A 20,928-nucleotide genomic window follows, 5' to 3' on the forward strand; every position below is an offset into this window, starting at 1 on the left:
GCCAGCATTTCGAACGTGTGACGAAATACCGAACAAGTCAAGGGGCAACTGCCTTGCGCATTACGGGAATCAGCACGCATGTGGTCGGGACGCCGTGGCGTAATCTCACCTATGTCCAGGTCCACACCGACGAGGGCCTGACGGGTGTCGGTGAGACCCGCATGCTCGGCCACACCGACGCGCTCATCGGCTACCTCCGCGAGGCGGAGGCCAATCACATCAAGGGTTCCGACCCGTTCGCGGTCGAGGACCTCGTGCGCCGGATGAAGTACGGCGACTACGGCCGGGCCGGCGAGATCGTGATGTCGGGCATCGCCGTCATCGAGATGGCCTGCTGGGACATCAAGGGCAAGGCGCTCGGCGTGCCCGTCTGGCAGCTGCTCGGCGGAAAGGTCACCGACCGCGTCAAGGCGTACGCGAACGGCTGGTACACCACGGAGCGCACCCCGGAGGCGTACCACAAGGCCGCCCAGGGCGTCATGGATCGCGGCTACCGCGCCCTGAAGATCGACCCGTTCGGGACCGGCCACTACGAACTGGACCACGAGCAGAGCCTGTACGCGGTCTCGCTGATCGAGGCCGTGCGCGACGCCATCGGGCCCGACGCCGAGCTGATGCTGGAGATGCACGGCCGGTTCTCGCCCGCCACAGCCGTCCGGCTCGCGCGCGACCTCGCGCCGTTCCGGCCCGCCTGGCTGGAGGAGCCCGTACCGCCGGAGAACCTGAAGGCGCTGGAGAAGGTCGCCGCCAGGGTCGACATGCCGGTGGCGACCGGCGAGCGCGTCCACGACCGGATCGAGTTCCGCGAGCTGTTCGAGAGCCAGGCCGTGGACATCATCCAGCCCGACGTCGGCCACATCGGCGGCATCTGGGAGACCCGCAAGCTCGCGGCCACCGCCGAGACGCACTACATGCTGGTCGCCCCGCACAACGTCGGCGGCCCGGTGCTGACCGCCGCCTCGCTCCAGGTCGGCTTCACCGCCCCGAACTTCAAGATCCTGGAGCACTTCAACGACTTCGCGGACGCGGACATCAAGAAGGTCGTGAAGGGCGCGCCGCAGGTCGACCCGGAGACCGGCTGTTTCGAGCTGTCGCACGCGCCGGGTCTCGGTGTCGAGCTGGACACCGACGCCGCCGCCGAGTTCCCGCAGCAGCGGGCGCGGTTCGACCTGTGGGCCGAGGGCTGGGAGAAGCGGACGCCGGGCGGGGCCGACGCATGACGTCGCGCGCCGTCGTCGTCGACCGCCCCGGCAGCCACCGCCTCGTCGCCGGGGAGCGCCCCGAGCCGCGCCCCGGTGAGGTCCTCGTCGAGGTGGCCGCCGCCGGGATCTGCATGAGCGACCGCGAGGTGTACGACGGACAGCGCGACGCCGCGTACGTCCGTTACCCGGTGGTTCCCGGCCACGAGTGGGCCGGGACCGTGGTGGCCGTCGGCACGGGGGTCGACCCCGGCCTGGTCGGGCGGAAGACCGTCGCCGAGGGCTTTCGCGCGTGCGGCGTCTGCGAGCGGTGCCGGTACGGCGAGACGAGCCTGTGCGGCGGCGGCTACGCGGAGACCGGGTTCACCGAACCCGGCGCCTTCGCCGACCACGTCGTCGTGCCCGCGCGGCTGCTGCATCCGCTGCGTGGCGACGCCGATCTGCGGGCCGCGGCCCTGCTCGAACCGTCCGCCGTGATCGCGGCGGCCGTGCGGGCGGGCCGGCCGCGGCCCGGTGAGCGGGTCGCGGTGGTCGGGGCGGGGACGCTCGGGCTGCTCGCGGTGCAGTGGCTCGCGGCGGGCAGCCCCGCGGAGCTGGCCGTCGTCGATCCGCGCGCGGCCCGTGGGCAGCTGGCTCTGGGGTTCGGGGCGACGTCGGCGCTCACTCCCGCGGAGGCGGGGGCCGTGAACGGGTCCTTCGACCTGGTGGTCGAGACGGCGGGTGCGGCGACCACGGCCGCCTCGTCGTGTCTGCTCGCCCGCAGGGGCGGGCGGGTGGTGCTCACCGGGATGTTCGCGGAGGGGGCCGTCGGGATCGATCCCGTGCATCTGTCCGTCAGCCAGCTGGAGGTGCGGTCCGTCTTCGGGGCGTCGTCCGGTGCGTGGGCCGACGCGGTGCGGGCGTTCGAGCTCGGGCTGCTCGATCCGGCTCCGCTGATCACGCATGAGTTTCCCTTGGAGCGGTTCGGGGAGGCGGTTGCGCTGGTCGGGGGTGGTGATCCCGGGACCGGGAAGGTCTTGCTGCTGCCCTGAGCTCTTCTCTTCGTCTGCGGGCCGTGTGTGGCTGGTCGCGCAGTTCCCCGCGCCCCTGAGCACACCGCACGCGGGCCCCCCGCTTGCGCGGCCTCACCGAAGCACACCCCATGACACGAACTTCGTTCGATATTTCGAACTACGCGATCTCACGCAAAGGAACACCGTGACCGACCCCTCCACCTCTCTCCCCCGACAGCCCGGCGAACCCGCCCTCACCGCGCTCGGGCTCGCCGCCCCCTCCCCCGATCCCGCCGACGCCTCGCCCCACAGGTTTCCCGACGGTGGCACCTGGCGTGTCGAGATTCCGTCGGTCGAGGGGCCCGAGGCGCTCGGCGTCGTGCTCAAGGAGGCCGCGCGGCTCGACGTGCCGATCCACCGCATCAGCCAGGGCAGCGGCGTGTGGATGCTCTCCGACGCCGAGATCACGGAGATGGTGGAGACGGCCGCCGAGCGCGACATCGAGCTCTGCCTGTTCACCGGGCCGCGCGGCACCTGGGACACCGGCGCCTCCGTGCGCACCGACTCGCGCGGGGCCGGGCTGCGCGCCCGCGGCCACGACGCAGTCGCCGGGTGCATCGAAGATGCTGTGCGGGCCACGGAGTTGGGCGTCAAGTGTCTGCTCGTCGCCGACGAGGGTGTGCTGTGGACGCTGCACCGCGCGCGGACCGCGGGGATCATCCCGGCCGACACGACGCTGAAGGTGTCCGCCCTGATCGGCCCGGTCAACCCGGCCGCCTACGCGGTGTACGAGCGGCTCGGCGCGGACTCGCTCAACGTGCCGAGCGACCTGACGCTCGCTCACCTCACCGAGATACGGCGGGTGTCGGGTGCGCCGATGGACATGTACGTGGAGGCGCCGGACGACCTCGGCGGTTACATCCGCATGTACGAGATCGCCGAGCTGATCCGGCGCGGCGCGCCCCTCTATTTGAAGTTCGGTCTGGCGAAGGCGCCCGCCCTCTACCCGTACGGGGCGCAGCTGCGCGACGTCACCCTCGACACCGCCCGCGAGCGCGTGCGCCGCGGCCGGCTCGCCCTGGATCTGCTGGCCCGGCACGGCGCCGGTGCCGGGATGTCGCCGCTGGGCTCGCGCCTGCCCGGCGACCTGAACCGCTTCCCGGAAAGGAGCTGACCCATGCGCACCCGCACGCGCCTCACCGCCGCGGTGGCCACCGCCGTCCTGCTCGGCTCGCTCACCGCCTGCGGCCAGGAGGCCAAGGGCGGCAGCCGCTACAAGCCGGACGCCGGAAAGGGCACCACCATCGGACTCGCGATGCCGACCAAGGCCTCCGAGCGGTGGATAGCCGACGGCAAGAACATGGCCGAGCAGTTCCGCAAGGCCGGCTACAAGACGGATCTGCAGTACGGCGACGACAAGGTCGAGAACCAGGTCGCCCAGCTGGAGAACATGATCACCAAGGGGCGCAGCCTGCTGGTGGTCGCCGCCATCGACGGCTCCGCGCTGACCGACGTCCTGCAGCGCGCGCACGACGCCGGCATCCCCGTGATCTCGTACGACCGCCTCATCCTCGGCACGAAGAACGTCGACTACTACGCGTCGTTCGACAACGAGCGCGTCGGCCGGCTCGAGGCGCAGTACATCGTCGACAAGCTGAAGCTGGGCAAGCCGGAGAAGGGCGGAGACGCGCACAACATCGAGCTATTCGCGGGCTCGCCGGACGACAACAACACCAAGTACTTCTGGAACGGCGCCATGAAGGTGCTGGAGCCGTACTTCAAGTCCGGGCAGCTCACCGTCCGCAGCAAGCAGACGAGGATGAACCAGGCCACCACGCTGCGCTGGGACGGCGGCACCGCGCAGAAGCGCATGGACGACCTGATCAGCAAGAACTACGGCTCGGAGCGGGTCGACGCGGTCCTCTCGCCGTACGACGGGATCTCGCTCGGCATCATCTCCGCGCTGAAGAGCGCGGGGTACGGCTCCAAGAGCCAGCCGTTGCCGGTGATCACCGGGCAGGACGCGGAGCTGGCGTCGGTGAAGTCCATCATCCGCGGGGAGCAGACGCAGACGGTGTTCAAGGACACCCGGAAGCTGGCCGCGCAGACGGTGGCGATGGGCGACGCGGTCCTGAACGACAAGAAGCCCAAGGTCAACGACACCACCAATTACCACAACGGCAAGAAGACCGTGCCGTCGTACCTCCTCGACCCGGTCAGCATCGACAAGTCGAACACGCAACTCCTCGTCAAAGAGGGGTACTTCACGGCAGGGCAGCTCAAGTGAGCAGGCCCGTACTCGAGATGCGCGGCATCACCAAGACGTTCCCCGGCGTCAAGGCGCTCTCCGATGTGAACCTGACCGTGCGGGCCGGGGAGATCCACGCGATCTGCGGCGAGAACGGCGCGGGCAAGTCGACGCTGATGAAGGTTCTCAGCGGCGTCCACGAGCACGGCAGCTACGACGGCGAGATCCACTTCGAGGGCGAGCGCATGGCCTTCAAGGACATCCGCGCCAGCGAGCGGCACGGCATCGTGATCATCCACCAGGAGCTGGCACTCGTCCCGTACCTGTCCATCGCCGAGAACATCTTCCTCGGCAACGAACAGGCCAGGCGCGGCTTCATCGACTGGCACGACACACTGCGCAGGGCGAGCGCGCTGCTCAAGCGGGTGGGTCTGAACGAGAAGCCGCAGACGCCGGTCGCCGACATCGGCGTGGGCAAGCAGCAGCTGGTGGAGATCGCCAAGGCGCTCTCCAAGGAGGTGAAGCTGCTCATCCTGGACGAGCCGACGGCCGCGCTCAACGACGAGGACAGCGCGAAGCTCCTCGATCTCATCGTGGGCCTGCGGGAGCAGGGCATCGCCAGCATCATCATCTCCCACAAGCTGAACGAGATCCGGGCCATCACCGACTCGGTGACGATCCTGCGCGACGGGCGGACCATCGAGACGCTGACGGTCCGTGAGACGCCGGACGCCGAGCCGGAGTTGTCGGAGGACCGCATCATCCGCGGCATGGTCGGCCGCGACCTCGATCACCGCTTCCCCGACCGCACACCCTACGAGGGCGAGGACGCGGGCTCGCCCGCCCTGGCCGTCGAGGGCTGGACGGTGCGGCATCCGGTCGACCACCAGCGCAAGGTCGTCGACGACGTGTCGCTGACCGTGCGGCGCGGTGAGATCGTCGGCATCGCGGGCCTGATGGGCGCGGGCCGCACCGAGCTCGCGATGTCCGTGTTCGGGCGTTCGTACGGCCAGTACGTATCCGGGACGGTGTCGGTGGGCGGCCGCCGGGTCGTCACGAAGACGGTGCCCGCCGCGGTCGACGCGGGCATCGCGTACGTCACCGAGGACCGCAAGCAATACGGCCTGAACCTCATCGACAACATCAACCGCAACATCTCCCTGGCCTCACTGCCGGGCATGCGGCGCCGGGACGGTTTCGTCGACGAGCACCACGAGCGGTCCGTCGCCGAGCGCTACCGCAAGTCGATGAACATCAAGGCGCCCACGGTGTTCGAGCAGGTGGGGCGGCTCTCCGGAGGCAACCAGCAGAAGGTCGTGCTGAGCAAGTGGATCCACGCCGACCCCGATGTGCTGATCCTCGACGAGCCGACGCGCGGCATCGACGTCGGCGCCAAGTACGAGATCTACACCGTCATCGACAAGCTCGCGGCCGAGGGCAAGGCGGTCCTCTTCATCTCCTCCGAACTGCCCGAGCTGCTCGGGATGTGCGACCGGATCTACACGATGGCCGAGGGCCGGCTGACCGGTGAGGTCGACCGCGCGGACGCCACCCAGGAACTCCTGATGCGCCACATGACCAAGAACAGAAGCTGAGGCATCCGCCATGACCACCACGACCACGCCCCCGCGCGACACCGCGGCCACGCCACCCGCCAAGGCCTCCGTCGGCGAACTGCTGCTGCGCAGCGTGCGCTCCAACATGCGCCAGTACGGCATGCTGATCGCCCTGGCCTTCATCGTCATCCTCTTCCAGATCTGGTCGGACGGCGTCCTGTTGCTGCCGAGCAACGTCTCCAACCTGATCCAGCAGAACGGCTACATCCTCATCCTGGCCATCGGCATGATGATCGTCATCATCGCCGGCCACATCGACCTGTCCGTCGGTTCGCTGGTGGCCTTCGTCGGCGCCATGTCGGCGGTGATGATGGTCAAACACGACATGCCGTGGGTGCTCGCGCTCGTCCTCTCGCTGCTGATCGGCGCGGTCGCGGGGGCGTGGCAGGGCTTCTTCATCGCGTACGTGGGCATCCCGTCGTTCATCGTGACGCTGGCCGGCATGCTGCTCTTCCGCGGTCTCACGCAGATCGTCCTGGAGGGCCAGTCCCTCTCGCCGTTCCCCGACGGCTTCCAGAACATCGCCAAGGGCTTCATTCCGGAGATGGGCCCGTACACGCAGTACCACAACCCGACGCTGGTCATCGGCTTCGTGACGGTCGCGTTCCTCGTCTTCCGTGAATGGCGCAGCCGCAAGCAGCAGTTGGCGTACGACCTCGACGTCACGCCGACGAGCCTGTGGGTGGCCAAGCTGGTCGCGATCAGCGCCGCTGTCATCGCCTTCACGCTGACCCTGGCGAGCTTCCGCGGTGTGCCCGTGGTGCTGCTCATCATGTGCGGCCTGCTGATCGGCCTCGGCTATGTGATGCGCAACGCCGTCATCGGGCGGCACGTGTACGCGCTGGGCGGCAACAAGGCGGCGGCGAAGCTGTCCGGCGTCAAGGACAAGCGCGTCACCTTCCTGATCTTCGTCAACATGGGTGTGCTGGCGGCGCTCGCGGGCTGTGTGTACGCGGCGCGACTGAACGCGGGCACCCCGCAGGCGGGCCTGAACTTCGAACTGGAGGCGATCGCCGCCTCGTTCATCGGCGGCGCGTCGATGAGCGGCGGCGTGGGCACGGTGATGGGCGCCGTGATCGGCGGCCTGGTGCTCGGCGTCCTCAACCAGGGCATGTCCCTGGTCAACATCGGCACCGACTACCAGCAGGTCATCAAGGGTCTGGTGCTGCTCGCCGCGGTCGGGTTCGACGTCTGGAACAAGCGCAAGGTCGGCCGGTAGTCACAGTCCAACTCACCCTTATGGAGCGGCACATGGAAACGAGCAGACGCACCGTACTGGCGGCGGCCGCCGCCACCGGCCTCACCGCGGCCGTCGCCGGCACGTCGCACGCGGCGGACGGCGCGCGACCCACCAAGGAGCTGTTCGGCAGGCTCGCCGACGGGACGAAGGTGTACCTCTGGTCGCTGGCGAACGGCGGCACGCGGATGAAGGTCCTTTCGTACGGCGGCATCGTGCAGTCTTTGGAACTGCCCGACCGGCACGGCCGGTACACCAACGTCTCGCTGGGCTACGACAACCTCGATGCGTACGTCGCCGGGACCACGTTCTTCGGCGCGCTCATCGGCCGGTACGGCAACCGCATCGCGCGCGGCCGCTTCACCCTGGACGGCAAGTCCTACCAACTGTCCGTCAACGACGGGGAGAACAGCCTGCACGGCGGGGCGAAGGGCTTCGACACGCGGGTGTGGGACGTGGAGCCGTTCGCCGGGTCCTCCGGTGTCGGTCTGGTCCTCCGGCATGTGAGCGTCGACGGTGAGATGGGCTATCCGGGGACGCTGCGGGTGAAGGTGACGTACACCCTCACCCGCAGGGGCGACTGGCGGATCGACTACGCGGCGACCACCGACAAGGCGACCGTCGTGAACCTCACCAACCACACGTACTACAACCTGGCGGGCGAGGGCAGCGGCGACATCTACGGCCACGAACTCTCGCTCCTGGCGGGGCGGTTCACGCCGACCGACGCGGGGCTGATCCCGACGGGTGAGCTGGCGAAGGTGGCGGGCACGCCCTTCGACTTCCGGCGCGGGAAGCGCGTCGGCGAGGACATCCGCGTCGCCCATCCGCAGCTGGTGACCGCCAAGGGGTACGACCACAACTGGGTCCTCGACAAGGGCATCACCCGCCGCCCCGAACACTTCGCGACCCTGCGGGACCCGGAGTCCGGCCGCACGATGAGGATCGCCACGACCGAGCCCGGCGTGCAGTTCTACTCCGGCAACTTCCTCGACGGCACGCTGACGGGCCCCTCCGGACGCACGTACCGCCAGGGCGACGGGCTGTGCCTGGAGACCCAGCACTTCCCGGACTCCCCGAACCAGCCGTCGTTCCCCTCCACGGTGCTGCGGCCCGGCGAGACCTACCGGTCGAGCACGGTCCACGCCTTCTCCGCCCGCTGATCCGGGCCGTAGGTCCGGAGCTCGGCGCGACCCGGCCAGGTGGCCGGGTCGCGCTGTTTCTCAGGAGCTGCGGCCGTCGGCCACGGGGATGCCGAAGTCCGGTGTGCCGTCGGCCTTCCAGCCCAGCCGCTGGATGCGGGTGTGGCGGTTGGGGTCGTGCAGCGGGTCGCCGGTGATGTCCTTGTACTGGCGGGCGTGGTAGACGAGGACGTCGGTGCGGCCGTCCTCGGCGACGGTGAAGGAGTTGTGGCCGGGCCCGTACTGCCCGGTGGTGTCGTTGCTGGTGAAGACGGGCTTCGGCGACTTCGTCCACGACTTCGGGTCGAGGAGGTCGCTGCGGGCGTCGGCGGTGAGCAGGCCCAGGCAGTAGTTGGCGTCGGTGGCGCTCGCGGAGTACGTCATGAAGACGCGCCCGTTGCGCCGGATCACCGAGGCACCCTCGTTCACCTTGAAGCCGCGGCACTCCCAGTCGTACTCGGGTGTGGTGAGCCGCACTTGGGGCCCGGTCACCGTCCAGGGGTTGGCCATGCGGGACAGGAACACGGCGGTGTTGTTGTCCATGCCTGGCTCGTACTGCGCCCAGGCGAGGTAGCGGGAGCCGCGGTGCGTGAAGGTGGTCGCGTCCAGGGAGAAGGTGTCCCAGGCGGTGACGATCCGCCCCTTCTCCGTCCAGGTGCCCTTGAACGGGTCGCGGTGGGGATTCTCCAGGACCCACATACGGATCTTCCACACGTCGTCGGCGGGCGCGGCGGCGAAGTACAGGTACCACTTGCCGTCGATGTGGTGGATCTCCGGCGCCCAGATGTGCGCGCCCATGTCACCACTCGCGTGCTTGCGCCAGACGACGGCCTCCTCGGCGGTCGCGATGCCGCGCAGGGTGCGGGAGCGGCGCAGGATGATGCGGTCGTACTCGGGGGAGGTGGCGGTGAAGTAGTAGCGGCCGTCGGTGTGGCGGTGGATGTGCGGGTCGGCGCGCTGCCGGACGAGGGGGTTGGGGAAGGAGAGGGCGGCGTGGGGCGCGCGGGCCGAGGTGTCCGGCGTCGCGGCGCGGGCGACGGCCAGGGCGGCGGCGAGGGTGCCTGCGGCGAGGGCGGCGCCCTTCAGTACGAGTCTGCGGTGTGGGTGCGGGTGCGGGTGTCGGCCGGGGTTCGTGGTGGGTTCGCTGGGGTTCATACGCTGGCGCGCCTTTCCGGAGCGAGGGGACGTCCGTGATGACGTCCGTGGTTACGTCCGTGATTTCGAACAACATCTGTGATGTCGAACGCCGAAACGGTAAAGGCGTGTTCGGAGCTGGTCAACGGGTAGGACGGGACGAGGTCGACACCGAGGGAGTACCGGGGATGACGAGCGGCACGTGGACCAACTGGGCGGGAAACATCACCTTCTCCACCGGCGAGCTGCACCGCCCCCGCTCGCTCGACGAACTGCGGGACCTGATCGCGGGCAGCCGCCAGGTGCGGGTCCTCGGCACCGGGCACTCGTTCAACAGGATCGCCGACGTCGACCCTGGGTCCGGCGGGGCCCTGGTCTCCCTGGCCGGGCTCGAACCGTCCGTCGACGTCGACACGTCGGCCCGGACCGTGCGCGTCGCGGGCGGCGTACGCTACGCCGAACTCACCCGCCACCTCCACGCGCAGGGCCTCGCCCTCCCCAACCTGGCCTCCCTGCCGCACATTTCGGTGGCCGGCTCGGTCGCCACCGGCACGCACGGCTCCGGCAACGGCAACCAGCCCCTGTCCTCGGCGGTCCGGGCCGTCGAGCTGATCACGGCGGACGGTTCCCTGCTCACGGTGCGCCGGGGCGACGACGGCTTCGACGGCGCCGTGGTCGCGCTGGGCGCGCTGGGTGTCGTCACCGCCCTCACCCTGGACGTGGAGCCCGCCTTCGACGTATGCCAGCACGTGTACGGCGAACTCCCGCTGGCCGGGCTTGACTTCGGGGCGGTGAGCGCGGCGGCGTACAGCGTGAGTCTCTTCACGGACTGGCGCGGCTCCCGCTTCACGCAGGTGTGGCTGAAGCGGCGCGCCGACGGGCCGCCGGCCGACTTCCCGTGGGCGCGGCCCGCCACCGCGCCCGCACACCCCGTGCCGGGCATGCCGGCGGTCAACTGCACGCACCAACACGGGATACCGGGGCCCTGGCACGAGCGGCTGCCGCACTTCCGTCCGGCGTTCACCCCGAGCAGCGGCGCCGAACTCCAGTCGGAGTACCTCCTCCCCCGGCGGGACGCGCTAGCCGCCCTCCACGCGCTCGACTCCCTGCGCGCTTCGATCGCCCCGGTCCTCCAGGTCTGCGAGGTCCGCACGGTGGCCGCCGACACGCAGTGGCTGAGCCCCGCGTACGGCCGCGACACGGTGGCCTTCCACTTCACCTGGGCCCCGGACCCGACGGCGGTGCTCCCGGCGGTCACCCTGCTCGAAAACCACCTTGCCCCATTCGCCCCACGCCCCCACTGGGGCAAAGTCTTCACCCTGCCGCCCACCGACCTCCACGCCCGCTACCCGCGCCGAGCCGACTTCACAGCACTCGCGGAGAAGCTGGACCCGCCGGGCAAGTTCCGCAACGCCTTCGTCCGGGGTCTTTTCTAGGCGGGGGTGGGAGGCGGGGGGTTCGGTGGGATTGGCAGGCTAGTGGGCTTGGCGGGTCCGGCGGATGCGGGGGGGTTCAGGCGGGGGCGGTGGACCCGGCGGCCCCAGTCGGCCGCCCGGCGGGCTTGGCAGATGCGGCGGCCCCGGCAGCCCAGGCGGATGCGGCGGTCCCGGCGGACTCGGTGGAGTCGGTGGAGTAGGCGGACTCGGCGGGTTCAGTGGGCCCGGCGGCACCCGCCGGCCCGGCGGGGTTGGCAGATGCTGCAGCCCGGGCAGACCCGGCCTGCCCGGCCTGCCCGGCTTGCCCGGCTTGCCCGGCCTGCCCGGCGGGCTTGGCAGATGCGGCAGGCCCGGCAGCTCTGGCGGATGCGGCGGTCCCGGCGGACTCGATGGACTCGGCGGACTCGGTGGGTTCAGTGGGCCCGGCGGCACCCGCCGGCCCGGCGGCCCCGGCAGGTCCGACGGCCCCGGCGGACTTGGCAGGCTCTGCGGACTTGGCAGCCCCGGCGGATGCGGCGGGCTCGGCAGCCCGGGCAGGCTCGGCGGACTCGGCAGTCCCGGCGGCCTTGGCGGACTCGGCGGCCCCAGCGGATGCGGCGGGCTCGGCAGACCCGAAGGGCTCGGCGGCCCGGGCGGGCTCGGTGAGTTCCGCGAGGCGGGTGCGTTTGGCGGGGCCTGGCGGCCCAGGGCTTTCGGAGCGGCGCGGCACCCGGCGTACCCCCACAAGCCCCAGCACCGGCACCGCCGCCAGCACTGCCCACGGTATCGCTCCGCCCCGTTCCAGCAGGGCGCCCGCCGGGGCGCCTGCCGCGAGGACCACCGCGCCGGAGACCGAGGACAATGCCCCCGTGAAGAAGCCGAGTCTGCGGTCCTCGACCAGGTCGGGGAGCCAGGCCCGGGCCGCCGGGACCACCAGCATCTGCCCGAGCGTCAGCAGCACCACGAACGCCAGCGACGGCACGACACCGCCCACCGGAAGCAGCACCCCCGTCGCCGCGAACGACCCGGCGACGAGAACGAGGCCGCACCGCAGTGCCGCCGGAGACGAGAGCCGCGCCGCGATCCAGCGGGAGAGGGGCAGTTGACCCGCGACGACCAGGACCGAGGAGAGCGCGAAGAGCCAGCCGAGCGCGGCCTGCGAGCCGAGGGAGCGGTCCAGTTCCGCGGGCAGGGCGAGGTAGAGCTGGTTGTACGCGAGGAGGTAGCCGCTGTAGGCGAGGCAGAGGCCGAGGAAGGCGCGGTGGCGCAGCATCTGCCGTACACCGCCCCGCAGCGACGGGCGGTCCGTGGCCGCGCCGCCCGCGCCCGCGCCGCCCGCGCGCGTGTCCGGCATCAGCCGGCCGTGCGCGGCGAGGATCACCAGGAACACCCCCGCCCCCGCGAGACAGGCCACCCGGAACCCGCCCGCCAGCAGGGCCGCACCCAGAACCGGCCCCACCAGGGCACCCGCCTGGCCGCCCGCCGAGAAGAGGCCGAGGACCCGGGTCCGCTCGACGCCGGTCGCCTCCTCGTGACGCACCGCCTGCCTGGCGATCTCCGTCTCCACGGCCGGCGAGAACAGTGCCGCCGCGAACCCGACGAGCAGCACCGAGCCGATGACGGACCAGGTCGCGTCGGCGAAGCCGAGCCAGCCGAAGCCGACGGCCCGCAGCACGCACCCGGCGAGCACGACAGGCCGTGGCCCGTACCGGTCGGTGAGCGTGCCGCCGACGACGAACAGCCCCTGCTGGCTGAAGGTGCGCAGCCCCAGCACGAGCCCGACCAGCCAGCCGCCGAGGCCGAGAGCGTCGCCGAGGTGGTCGGCGAGGAATGGCAGCACGGCGAAAAAGCCGATGTTGAAGGCGCATTGGGTGGCGATCAGCAGCCGGGGCAGGGCGGGCAGGGTGCGCCAGAGGTGGGTGCGGGTGGCGGGGGCAACGGCAGACATGGCGAACGCTCGTGGGGCTCGAATCGGGTGGGGTGAGAAGTTCGATGGGTCCGGGAAGCGGGACAGACTCAGTGGCCGGTGAGGAACTGCCGGGTGTACGGGTCCCGTGGCGCGTCGAAGAGTTCGTGCGTGGGCCCCGTCTCCACGATCCGCCCGGCCGACATCACGGCGACGCGGTGGGCGAGGTGACGGACGAGGGCCAGGTCGTGGCAGATGAAGAGGTAGCCGAGTCCGAGGCGGTCCTGGAGGTCGGTGAGGAGGTTGACGATGCCGGAGCGGACGGAGGGGTCGAGCGCGGAGACCGGCTCGTCGAGGACGAGGAGCCGGGGGCCGAGGGCGAGCGCCCTGGCGATTCCGGCGCGCTGGCACTGGCCGCCGGAGAGCTCGTACGGCAGGCGCCCCGCGTACGCGGGATCGAGGCCGACCAGCTCCATCAGCTCGGCCGCCCGTCCCGCGACGGGCCTGCCGTGCACGCGCAGCGGCTCGGTGATGGTGGCGCCGATGGGGGCGCGGGGCGAGAGGGAGGCGTAGGGGTCCTGGAAGACGGGCTGGAACTGCGGGCGGAGCGCGCGCAGTTCGCGCCCGCGCAGCGTCGTCAGCTCCTGCCCGGCGAACCGGACGCTGCTGCCCCGCTCGGGCCTGCGCAGCGCGAGCACGGCGTTCGCCGTGGACGTCTTCCCGCAGCCGGACTCGCCTGTCAGCGCGAGCGTCTCGCCCTCCTCGATGCGGAACGACACACGGTCCACGGCGGTGTGTTCGCCGTACCGCACGACGAGATCGGTCACTTCGAGCAGCGGAGTCACGCGGCGGCCTCCTCGGCGAACAGCGCGGTGAGGGGTACGGGCAGCTCCCGCGACCGGTGACACGCGACGGCGTGCCCGCCCCCACCGTCGACCAGCACGGGCTCCGCCACCCTGCACCGGTCGACGGCCACCGGGCACCGGTCCGCGAAGGCACACCCGGCGGGGAGGGCGAGCGGGGACGGCGGGCTCCCCGCGACCACGGGCAGCGGCCCACGCGTCGCACGCGTCGCACGCCGCGCCTCCGTGGCTCCCGGCAGCGAGGCCAGGAGGCCCGCCGTGTACGGGGACTTCGGACGGGTGAGCACCTGGGCCGTCGGGCCCGACTCCACGGGCTTGCCCGCGTACAGGACCACCGTGCGGTCGGCGTGGGCGGCTGCCAGGGGCAGGTCGTGGGTGATGAGGAGCAGCGCCGATGACTTGTCCTCACCCTCGCGGGGTGTGGTCGTCAGGGTGTGCAGGATCTCCTCCCGGAGGCGGGGGTCGAGCGCCGTGGTCGGTTCGTCGGCGACGATCAGGTCCGGGGAGTTCACCAGCGCCATCGCGATCACCGCGCGCTGGCGCATGCCGCCGGAGAACTCGTGCGGGAGGCAGCGGGCGCGCCGTGCGGCGTCCGCGATGCCGACGCGGTCCAGTGCCGCGACCGCCCTGCGGCGGGCCTCCGCGCGCGGCACGCGGGCCACCGAGCGTACGGCGGCGGCGACTTGGGCGCCGACCGTGTGCACGGGGCTGAGGACGGCCAGCGCGTCCTGCGGGACGTACGCGACGCGCCGCCCCCAGAGGCGTCCGTACACGTCCGGCCCCGCCCCGGCGATCTCCTCGCCGTCGAGACGTACGCTGCCGGTCACCCGGGCGCCGCGCGGCGCGAGCCCGAGGACCGCCCTGGCGGTCAGCGACTTGCCCGCCCCGGACTCCCCGACCAGAGCGGTGACCCGCCCGGCCTGCACATCGAAGGACACACCGCGCACCGCGGGCACCGCCCCGACGGTCACCCGCAGATCCCGCACGACGAGAAAAGGGTGGCTCGTGCTCATGCTCATGCTCATGCCTCGTCTTCCGCAGGCATCGTGGACTGCGCCGTACGCGCCGTACGCGCCATGCGCGGCCGCACCACCGCTGGTATCAGCGCACGTGCGGCAGCGGCCGACGCAAGAACGGCGCTCACCCTCACGCCCCGCACAACAAGCAAAGGGACCCTCACGCCTTGACCTCCGCGACCATCGTGGGCTGTGCCCTGTGCACCGGCCGCGCTGTACGCGGCGTGGACTGTGCCCTACGCACCGACCGCGCCGAACCCGGCCGCACAGCGAGCAAAGGGGCCTTCACGCCTTGACCTCCGCGAGCGTCACGGAGCGTGCCGCACGCATCGTGCGCGCCCCCCGCGGTCGTACCGCCGACAGCGTCACCGCCAGGCCCGCAAGGAGTGCGAGTGCGGCGGCCGGTGCGAGGGCCGCTACCGGGGCCCTCTCGACGTACAGCCGGGACTCGTCGAGCAGGAGCCCCCACTCGGGGGACGGCGGCCGCGTGCCGAGGCCGAGGAAGCCGAGGGCCGCCAGGGCGAGCGCGGTGCCGGGCAGGCGCAGGATCGCGTGCCGGGCGACGGGGCCCGCGACGGCGGGCAGCACGTGCCGGGTGAGGATCCACGCGGGGCTCGCCCCGATGGCGCGCTGTGCCGTCAGGTGGGCCCCGGCGCGCGTCTCCTGGACGAGCGCCGCGGCGTGCGCGGCCAGCGGCGGCCAGGAGATGAGCGCGACCGCGAGGGACGCGCCGAAGGTGCTTGGCCCGGTGAGGGCGGCGGCGAGGACGCCGACCACGACGGGCGGCAGGGCGTTGGCGATGTCGGACGCGCCCGCGGCCACGCTCGGCAGGAAGCCGAGGACGAGCGCGACGAGCAGCGAGACGGCGCACACGGCGAGCGCCACGCCGACGGTGCTCGCGGCCCCGTGCCCGAGCCTGGCCAGCACGTCGCGGCCGAGCGCGTCCGTGCCGAGCGGATGCGCCGCGGAGGGCGCGGCGAGCCGCAGCGCGGTGTCGACGGCGTACGGGTCGCGCAGCAGCCCCCACCCGATGACGGCCGCGAGGGCCGCCCCGAGCAGGGCCGGCACCCTCGCCGGTACGTGCCCCGGCGGCGGCGCGGGCAGCGCGAGCGCCGAGCCCTTGAGCGCGGCGCCGAACAGCGCCTTCCGTACGAGGGCCGCGCAGCCGCCCGCCGCCAGGGCGAGGAGCAGCAGTGCGAGGACCGAGCCCTGGAGCAGCGGCAGGTCCTGGGACTTGGCGGCGCCGAGCGCGGTGCGGCCGAGGCCGGGCACCGCGAAGACGGTCTCGACGGCGACCGCGCCGCCGGTCAGCCCGACCGCGACGAGGCCGATCTGCGGCACGAGCGCGGGCAGAGCGCGCCGCAGTGCCGCCCCGGTCAGCCGGGCGGGGCTCGTCCCGCTCGCCCGCCACACGTCCGTCCAGCGCTCGCGGAACACCGCGGGCAGCGCGTCGGCGACGAGCCGGCCGAGCAGCCCGCCCGCGGGGACGCCCATGGCGAGGGCGGGCAGCACGAGGTGGTGTGGCCCCTGCCAGCCGGAGACGGGGAGGAGCCCGCACCAGACGCCGAGCACGATCAACAGCACGGTGGCGAGCAGGAATTCGGGTACGGCGGCGAGCATCGCCCCGCCGGCTCCTCCCCCGCCGCGCAGGGTGCCGCGCGCGCCGCGTACCAGCGTGGGCAGGCACAGGGCGGCCGCGACGAGCAGCGCCACGGCGAGCGAGGCGCCCATGAGGGTGAGCGAGACGCCGAGCCCGGAGAGCACGGAGGGGAGTACGTCGGCGCCGGAGACCCAGGAGGTGCCGAGGTCGCCGCGGATCAGGCCGCGGGCCCAGTCGGTGAGCAGGGTGAGGGGCCCGGCGTCCAGGCCGAGGTCGGCGCGGACGGCCGACAGCGCCTCGGCGGTGGGCTCCTGCTCGGCGGAGCGCGCGCGGAGCACGGTGAGGGCCGGATCCCGTCCGGAGAGCCAGGGCAGCAGCCCGACGACGGCGAGAACCACGACAAGCGCACAAACCCGCACAAGCCCGACCCGCAACCCACCCGACAGCCACATGCCTCGCAACCCGCCCAACTGCCGCACGCCCCACACCCCCGCCAAGCACACAACCCGCCGTACCCCGCCGCCCGACCGCCCGGCTCTCACCCCGACCGACGGTCCCGCAACCCGCGCCTCGGCCGTCGGCCGCACGCCCCGCACCCCGCCCGCAGACCGCACGGCACACCCCCCACCCGCAGCCCGCGCCTCGGCCGTCGGCTGCAGGGGCCGCACCCCGCCCGACGACCGCACGACCCGCACTCCTGCCGCCCGCATCGGCCAGGCCGACCACGCCGACCCCACAGCCCCAACCACCCCCACAGCCCCACGCGCCGCCCGGCGCGTCACGAGCCGGGTCCGGCGCGCCACGAGGCGTATCTCCGGCATCACTTGACGTACGTGTCGAGGGTGATCAGCTCACGCTCGCGTGGGTCCTTCGCGGAGCCCACGACGTTCGTGGCGTCGCCCTGGATGACCCGTTCGTGGAGCATGGGGACGGCCGCGTCGGTGTTGAGGACCGCGGTCTCGGCGTCGAGGATCACGGCGCGGCGGGCGTCGCCGGACATGGTCTTCTCCGCCTTGCGGACGGCCTTGTCGACATCCGGGTCGGTGAGCTGGGAGAGGTTGAAGGAGCCGTCGCCCGCGAAGTCGCTGCGCAGGTACGCGGCCGGGTCGCCGGAGTCGATGACGGTGGCGCGGGAGAGGACGAACGCGTCGAACTTCCCGGCCAGCGCGTCCGCCTCGATGGCGGCGTACTCCCGCACCTCCAGCTTCACCTTGAACCCGGCCTTCTTCAGCTGCTGCTGGAGCGTGGCCGCCACCTCGGGCAGCTCGGCCCGGTCGGTGAAGGTGCCTATGGTGACGGTGTCGCCGGACGGTTTCGCCGGCTCGGCCGCGCGGGTACGTCCGGCGCGTTCCGCCGCCCAGGGGAGAGCCGGCCCCAGCAGACCTTCCGCCGTGTCGGCGCGCCCTTCGTAGATGTCGTCGACGAGGGCGTCGGCGTCGATGGCCTCGCGGGCGGCGGCCCGCTGCCCCGCGTCCTTGAAGACGCCCTCACCGGTGTTCAGGTAGAGGGTGTTGGTGCGCGGCATGGGCACCTCGGTGATCTGGTCCTTCTCCAGGAGCGAGGCCTGCGAGACCGGAATGGCCTCGACGATGTCGGCGTCGCCGCTGCGCAGGGCGGCGGCCCGCGCGGCACCGTCGGGGACGTACGTCACGTCGATCCCGGCGGCCCTGGCGCGCCCGCCCCAGTACTTCTCGTAGCGGTCGAGGGTCGCCGACGACGTGCCGTCGGCCTTCTTCAGGACGAAGGCGCCGGTGCCCGCCCCGACCGGATCGACCGTCCTGCCCCGGTACGCCCTGGCGGCCAGGACGGACAGCTGCGGCGAGGAGAGCCGCTGCGGGACGAGCGGGTCGGGCTCGCCCGTGGTGACGACGACGGTGTCGCCCTTGGCCTCGGCCGTGAAGTCGACGCCGTCGAGGATGCGCGGCTTGGGCGAGGCGGTGGCCGCCTCGGTGAGGGACCGCACGACGGCCCGCGCGGTCAGCGGTGTGCCGTCATGGAACGTCACGCCCTCGCGGAGGGTGAAGGTCCAGGTGCGCTCGCCGGTCCGCTTCCACCTGGTCGCGAGCGCCGGTTCGGCGTCGCCGTCCTTGTCCAGGGTGACCAGGGTCTCCGCGGTGGACCAGCGCGACAGCTTGAAGGCGTCGTCGCTGAGCGGGGAGAGGCCGGAGCGGGGCGGGTTCATCATCGCCACGCGTATCCGTTCGCCGTCCGACGCCTGTCCGGAGCCTGCCGTGCTCGCGGCGAAGCACCCGGTGAGAGCGAGCACGGAGGACAGGGCCAGGGCGGCGGGGGGCAGCAGCTTGCGATGGCGCACGGGACTGGGACTTCTTCCTGGAACGGGACACGTCGACTTTGCAGCTGCATGACCATAGCAGCATGACAATCGTTTTCAATAACGAATCGACGCGTCCCGTCCCAGGGGCCGGTCAGCGGGCGACCGGCCAGCCCGAGCTCCAGTCGAGAAGGTTCACCCCGAGCTTCGGGGTGCCGTTGTCCTGTCCGTCGTAGTAGTGGTAGACGAGCAGATCGCCGTCGACGTCCTTCAGTACGGACTGGCCGCCCGGGCCGATGTAGCGGCCGTGTGACTCCAGGACGGTGGTTCCTCCGTTCTTCGTCAGCGCGACACCGTCCCTGTCGTAGTACGGGCCGGTCGGCGAGGTCGCGCGGCCGACCTTGATCTTGTACGTCGAGGCGGTGCCCGCGCAGCACGTGTCGTACGACGCGAAGAGGTAGTAGAAGCCGTTCCTCTTGACGACGTAGGGCGCCTCGACCGCCTTCGTCCCGGTCGGCCGGGAGGCGAGCGAGTGACGGGTCGTGTCGCCCGCGTACGGCTTGCCCGTCGCGGGGTCGACGCGGATCATCTTGATCCCCGTCCACCAACTCCCGAAGGACAGCCACCACTTGCCGTCGTCGTCGACGAAGAGGTTCGGGTCGATGGCGTTGTGGTCGCTGTCGGGGCCGGAGGTGACGACCGCTCCGTAGTCGGTCCAGGTGCCCGGCTCGCCCGTGGCGGAGCCCGCGAGTCCGATCGCGGACGTGTTCGAGCCGAAGCTGGAGACGGAGTAGTACATCATGTACTTCCCGCCGTGGTACGAGATGTCCGGAGCCCAGGCCTCCGGCACGGCGGAGTACCGCGACCACCAGCCCGGCCGGCTCCCGAAGGCGTCCGCGCCGGCGCGGAAGGCGATCCGGTCGGTGGAGGAACGGTGGCCGATGCCGCCGCCGGTGGCGTACAGGAGGTACTTGCCGGACGGCGTGCGGACCATCGTCGGGTCGTGGACGACGGTACTGCCCGTGACCCTCCCCGGCGCGGGGTACGCCGACGCGGTGCCCGGCACGAGGGCGAGCAGCACGGCGGCGGGCAGGACGAGAAGCGCTCTGCGGCTACTGCTTCGGCTACGGCTGCGGCTCACACGGTTCTCCTTCAGCTGTTGAGCACGTCGGAGCTTTCGCGGACGTCAGAGTTTTCCGGCGCCCGCGCCCTGCGTGACGGACGCGACGACGGTCGAGGCGGGCTCGGCGGTGTAGCTGTAGGGCGGCTTCGTGAAGGAGCCCACCTGGGAGATCTCCGTGGCGGCGCCCCCGAGGTCGTTGCCCCGCAGCACCGCGTAGCCGTCGACGTCGCTGCTGCGGCTGGTGGTCACGGCGATCTTGGTGGAGCGGAACACGTTGTTCTCGACGAGCAGCTGCGCGCCCATGCGGGAGTGGGCCGCCGTGTCGGCGCCCTGGACGTAGTTGTCGTAGAAGTGGCCGGTGCCGAAGCGGAGGCTGGGGATGCGCGAGTAGACGTTGCTGAAGTGGTTGTGGTGGTAGGTCACCTTCAAGTGGCCCTTGTCCTCTGCTCCGTTGTTGTCGCTGTGTCCGACGAGGGAGCCCTTGAAGTGGTCCTTGAAGGTGTTCCACGACACGGTGACGTGGTCCGAGCCGTGGTTGATGTCGAGGAGGCCGTCGTAGAAGTCCTTGTCGTGCTCGCGGTCCGCCGAGAAGGAGTTGTGGTCGATCCACACCTTCGTCGACTCCTGCACGGTGATGCCGTCGGCGGGCGCCACCGGCTTGCTGATGTTCAGGTTGCGCACGACGACGTTGGTGGCCTCCTTCACGCGCAGGCCGCCTCCGGTGAAGCCCGACGCCGAACCGGTGCCGAGCACCGTGGTGTTGGAGCCGATGTCGACCTGGCCGCTGAGCGGGATCAGGCCGTTGACCTTGACGACCTTGGCGGTGTCCCCCGCGACGGCGGACTTGAAGGCGGCGAGCGTGGTGACGGTGACCGGGGTGGCGTTGCCGCCGCCCGTCGTGCCCGCGCCGAAGCCGATCGGGGCGTTCTCGGCCTGCGCGGACCGGGCCTCCGCCGCCCGCGCGGGCTCCGCCGCTGCGAGGTGCGGCAGTGCGGCGCCGAGCGCGAGCGCGGCGGCGCCGGCTCCGGTGAACAGGATCAGGTGGCGGCGGTGGTGGCCCCGGCGGTGCGTGCTCATACGGACGTCCCTTCAGAGCGGCTCATTGGGGGGTACGCCGGGTAGTCGC

General features: G+C 71.8%; 15 protein-coding genes and 1 pseudogene. 8 read left to right on the forward strand and 8 right to left on the reverse strand.

Annotated elements, in window-relative coordinates:
- Nucleotides 1-53 precede the first annotated feature (53 nt).
- The 7 genes from ACZ56E_RS33560 to ACZ56E_RS33590 all read left to right on the forward strand — a co-directional run bounded on the left by ACZ56E_RS33560 (nucleotide 54) and on the right by ACZ56E_RS33590 (nucleotide 8,455).
- Nucleotides 54-1,220: a mandelate racemase/muconate lactonizing enzyme family protein gene (locus tag ACZ56E_RS33560; RefSeq protein WP_471220022.1), complete on the forward strand. Its 1,167-nt coding sequence runs from the start codon at nucleotides 54-56 to the stop codon at nucleotides 1,218-1,220.
- Entirely contained in the window at nucleotides 1,217-2,230 is a 1,014-nt protein-coding gene (locus ACZ56E_RS33565; RefSeq protein WP_471220024.1) for a zinc-dependent alcohol dehydrogenase, read from the forward strand. Before ACZ56E_RS33560 ends, ACZ56E_RS33565 begins: the two co-directional genes overlap by 4 nt.
- A gap of 166 nt (nucleotides 2,231-2,396) precedes the next feature.
- Nucleotides 2,397-3,365 carry a hypothetical protein gene (locus ACZ56E_RS33570; RefSeq protein WP_471220026.1) on the forward strand — a complete coding sequence of 323 codons (969 nt, stop codon included), beginning with the start codon at nucleotides 2,397-2,399 and terminating at the stop codon, nucleotides 3,363-3,365.
- 3 nt (nucleotides 3,366-3,368) lie between these two features.
- Nucleotides 3,369-4,478 carry a multiple monosaccharide ABC transporter substrate-binding protein gene (gene chvE / locus ACZ56E_RS33575; RefSeq protein WP_471220028.1) on the forward strand — a complete coding sequence of 370 codons (1,110 nt, stop codon included), beginning with the start codon at nucleotides 3,369-3,371 and terminating at the stop codon, nucleotides 4,476-4,478.
- Nucleotides 4,479-4,495: 17 nt separating this feature from the next.
- Nucleotides 4,496-6,034 (forward strand): multiple monosaccharide ABC transporter ATP-binding protein, encoded by a 1,539-nt coding sequence (mmsA, locus tag ACZ56E_RS33580; RefSeq protein ID WP_471220284.1) that lies wholly within the window; start codon nucleotides 4,496-4,498, stop codon nucleotides 6,032-6,034.
- Between the two features lie 10 nt (nucleotides 6,035-6,044).
- On the forward strand, nucleotides 6,045-7,274 hold the full coding sequence (gene mmsB, locus ACZ56E_RS33585; protein WP_468302435.1) for a multiple monosaccharide ABC transporter permease: 1,230 nt from the start codon (nucleotides 6,045-6,047) through the stop codon (nucleotides 7,272-7,274).
- A gap of 32 nt (nucleotides 7,275-7,306) precedes the next feature.
- A complete protein-coding gene (locus ACZ56E_RS33590) occupies nucleotides 7,307-8,455 on the forward strand; it encodes an aldose epimerase family protein (RefSeq protein ID WP_471220030.1) in 1,149 nt (382 codons plus the stop codon).
- A 60-nt stretch (nucleotides 8,456-8,515) separates the two neighbouring features.
- Here ACZ56E_RS33590 and ACZ56E_RS33595 read toward each other — a convergent pair whose 3' ends face one another.
- Nucleotides 8,516-9,628 (reverse strand): glycoside hydrolase family 43 protein, encoded by a 1,113-nt coding sequence (locus ACZ56E_RS33595; RefSeq protein ID WP_471220032.1) that lies wholly within the window; start codon nucleotides 9,626-9,628, stop codon nucleotides 8,516-8,518.
- Nucleotides 9,629-9,795: 167 nt separating this feature from the next.
- Here ACZ56E_RS33595 and ACZ56E_RS33600 point away from each other — a divergent pair, with 167 nt between their 5' ends.
- Nucleotides 9,796-11,043: an FAD-binding protein gene (locus tag ACZ56E_RS33600; protein WP_471220034.1), complete on the forward strand. Its 1,248-nt coding sequence runs from the start codon at nucleotides 9,796-9,798 to the stop codon at nucleotides 11,041-11,043.
- A 667-nt stretch (nucleotides 11,044-11,710) separates the two neighbouring features.
- On the opposite strand, the pseudogene ACZ56E_RS33605 reads toward ACZ56E_RS33600, so the two are convergent.
- From ACZ56E_RS33605 to ACZ56E_RS33635, 7 genes and pseudogenes are all read right to left on the reverse strand, one after another.
- Nucleotides 11,711-12,970: pseudogene (locus tag ACZ56E_RS33605) on the reverse strand (MFS transporter); the annotation flags it as partial.
- Between the two features lie 68 nt (nucleotides 12,971-13,038).
- Nucleotides 13,039-13,773 carry an ATP-binding cassette domain-containing protein gene (locus ACZ56E_RS33610; RefSeq protein ID WP_471220036.1) on the reverse strand — a complete coding sequence of 245 codons (735 nt, stop codon included), beginning with the start codon at nucleotides 13,771-13,773 and terminating at the stop codon, nucleotides 13,039-13,041.
- A complete protein-coding gene (locus ACZ56E_RS33615; RefSeq protein WP_471220039.1) occupies nucleotides 13,770-14,804 on the reverse strand; it encodes an ABC transporter ATP-binding protein in 1,035 nt (344 codons plus the stop codon). Before ACZ56E_RS33615 ends, ACZ56E_RS33610 begins: the two co-directional genes overlap by 4 nt.
- Before the next feature lie 288 nt (nucleotides 14,805-15,092).
- The gene (locus ACZ56E_RS33620) at nucleotides 15,093-16,859 is read right to left on the reverse strand and encodes an ABC transporter permease subunit (RefSeq protein WP_471220040.1); all 1,767 of its coding nucleotides are present in this window, start codon (nucleotides 16,857-16,859) and stop codon (nucleotides 15,093-15,095) included.
- Between the two features lie 368 nt (nucleotides 16,860-17,227).
- Nucleotides 17,228-18,721 carry an ABC transporter substrate-binding protein gene (locus tag ACZ56E_RS33625; RefSeq protein WP_471220043.1) on the reverse strand — a complete coding sequence of 498 codons (1,494 nt, stop codon included), beginning with the start codon at nucleotides 18,719-18,721 and terminating at the stop codon, nucleotides 17,228-17,230.
- A 112-nt stretch (nucleotides 18,722-18,833) separates the two neighbouring features.
- Nucleotides 18,834-19,820 carry an arabinan endo-1,5-alpha-L-arabinosidase gene (locus tag ACZ56E_RS33630; RefSeq protein WP_471220045.1) on the reverse strand — a complete coding sequence of 329 codons (987 nt, stop codon included), beginning with the start codon at nucleotides 19,818-19,820 and terminating at the stop codon, nucleotides 18,834-18,836.
- A gap of 45 nt (nucleotides 19,821-19,865) precedes the next feature.
- Nucleotides 19,866-20,879, reverse strand: a complete 1,014-nt coding sequence (locus tag ACZ56E_RS33635; RefSeq protein WP_471220047.1) for a pectate lyase family protein — start codon at nucleotides 20,877-20,879, stop codon at nucleotides 19,866-19,868.
- Between the last annotated feature and the right edge of the window lie 49 nt (nucleotides 20,880-20,928).

The sequence above is a fragment of the Streptomyces sp. NPDC039480 genome, from assembly GCF_055597165.1.

Coding starts and splice junctions, on each gene's coding strand:
- chvE (WP_471220028.1), top strand. CDS start 3,369: ATGCGCACCCGCACGCGCCTCACCGCCGCGGTGGCCACCGCCGTCCTG.
- ACZ56E_RS33595 (WP_471220032.1), bottom strand. CDS start 9,628: ATGAACCCCAGCGAACCCACCACGAACCCCGGCCGACACCCGCACCCG.
- mmsB (WP_468302435.1), top strand. CDS start 6,045: ATGACCACCACGACCACGCCCCCGCGCGACACCGCGGCCACGCCACCC.
- ACZ56E_RS33590 (WP_471220030.1), top strand. CDS start 7,307: ATGGAAACGAGCAGACGCACCGTACTGGCGGCGGCCGCCGCCACCGGC.
- ACZ56E_RS33600 (WP_471220034.1), top strand. CDS start 9,796: ATGACGAGCGGCACGTGGACCAACTGGGCGGGAAACATCACCTTCTCC.
- ACZ56E_RS33635 (WP_471220047.1), bottom strand. CDS start 20,879: ATGAGCACGCACCGCCGGGGCCACCACCGCCGCCACCTGATCCTGTTC.
- mmsA (WP_471220284.1), top strand. CDS start 4,496: ATGCGCGGCATCACCAAGACGTTCCCCGGCGTCAAGGCGCTCTCCGAT.
- ACZ56E_RS33615 (WP_471220039.1), bottom strand. CDS start 14,804: ATGAGCACGAGCCACCCTTTTCTCGTCGTGCGGGATCTGCGGGTGACC.
- ACZ56E_RS33565 (WP_471220024.1), top strand. CDS start 1,217: ATGACGTCGCGCGCCGTCGTCGTCGACCGCCCCGGCAGCCACCGCCTC.
- ACZ56E_RS33620 (WP_471220040.1), bottom strand. CDS start 16,859: ATGTGGCTGTCGGGTGGGTTGCGGGTCGGGCTTGTGCGGGTTTGTGCG.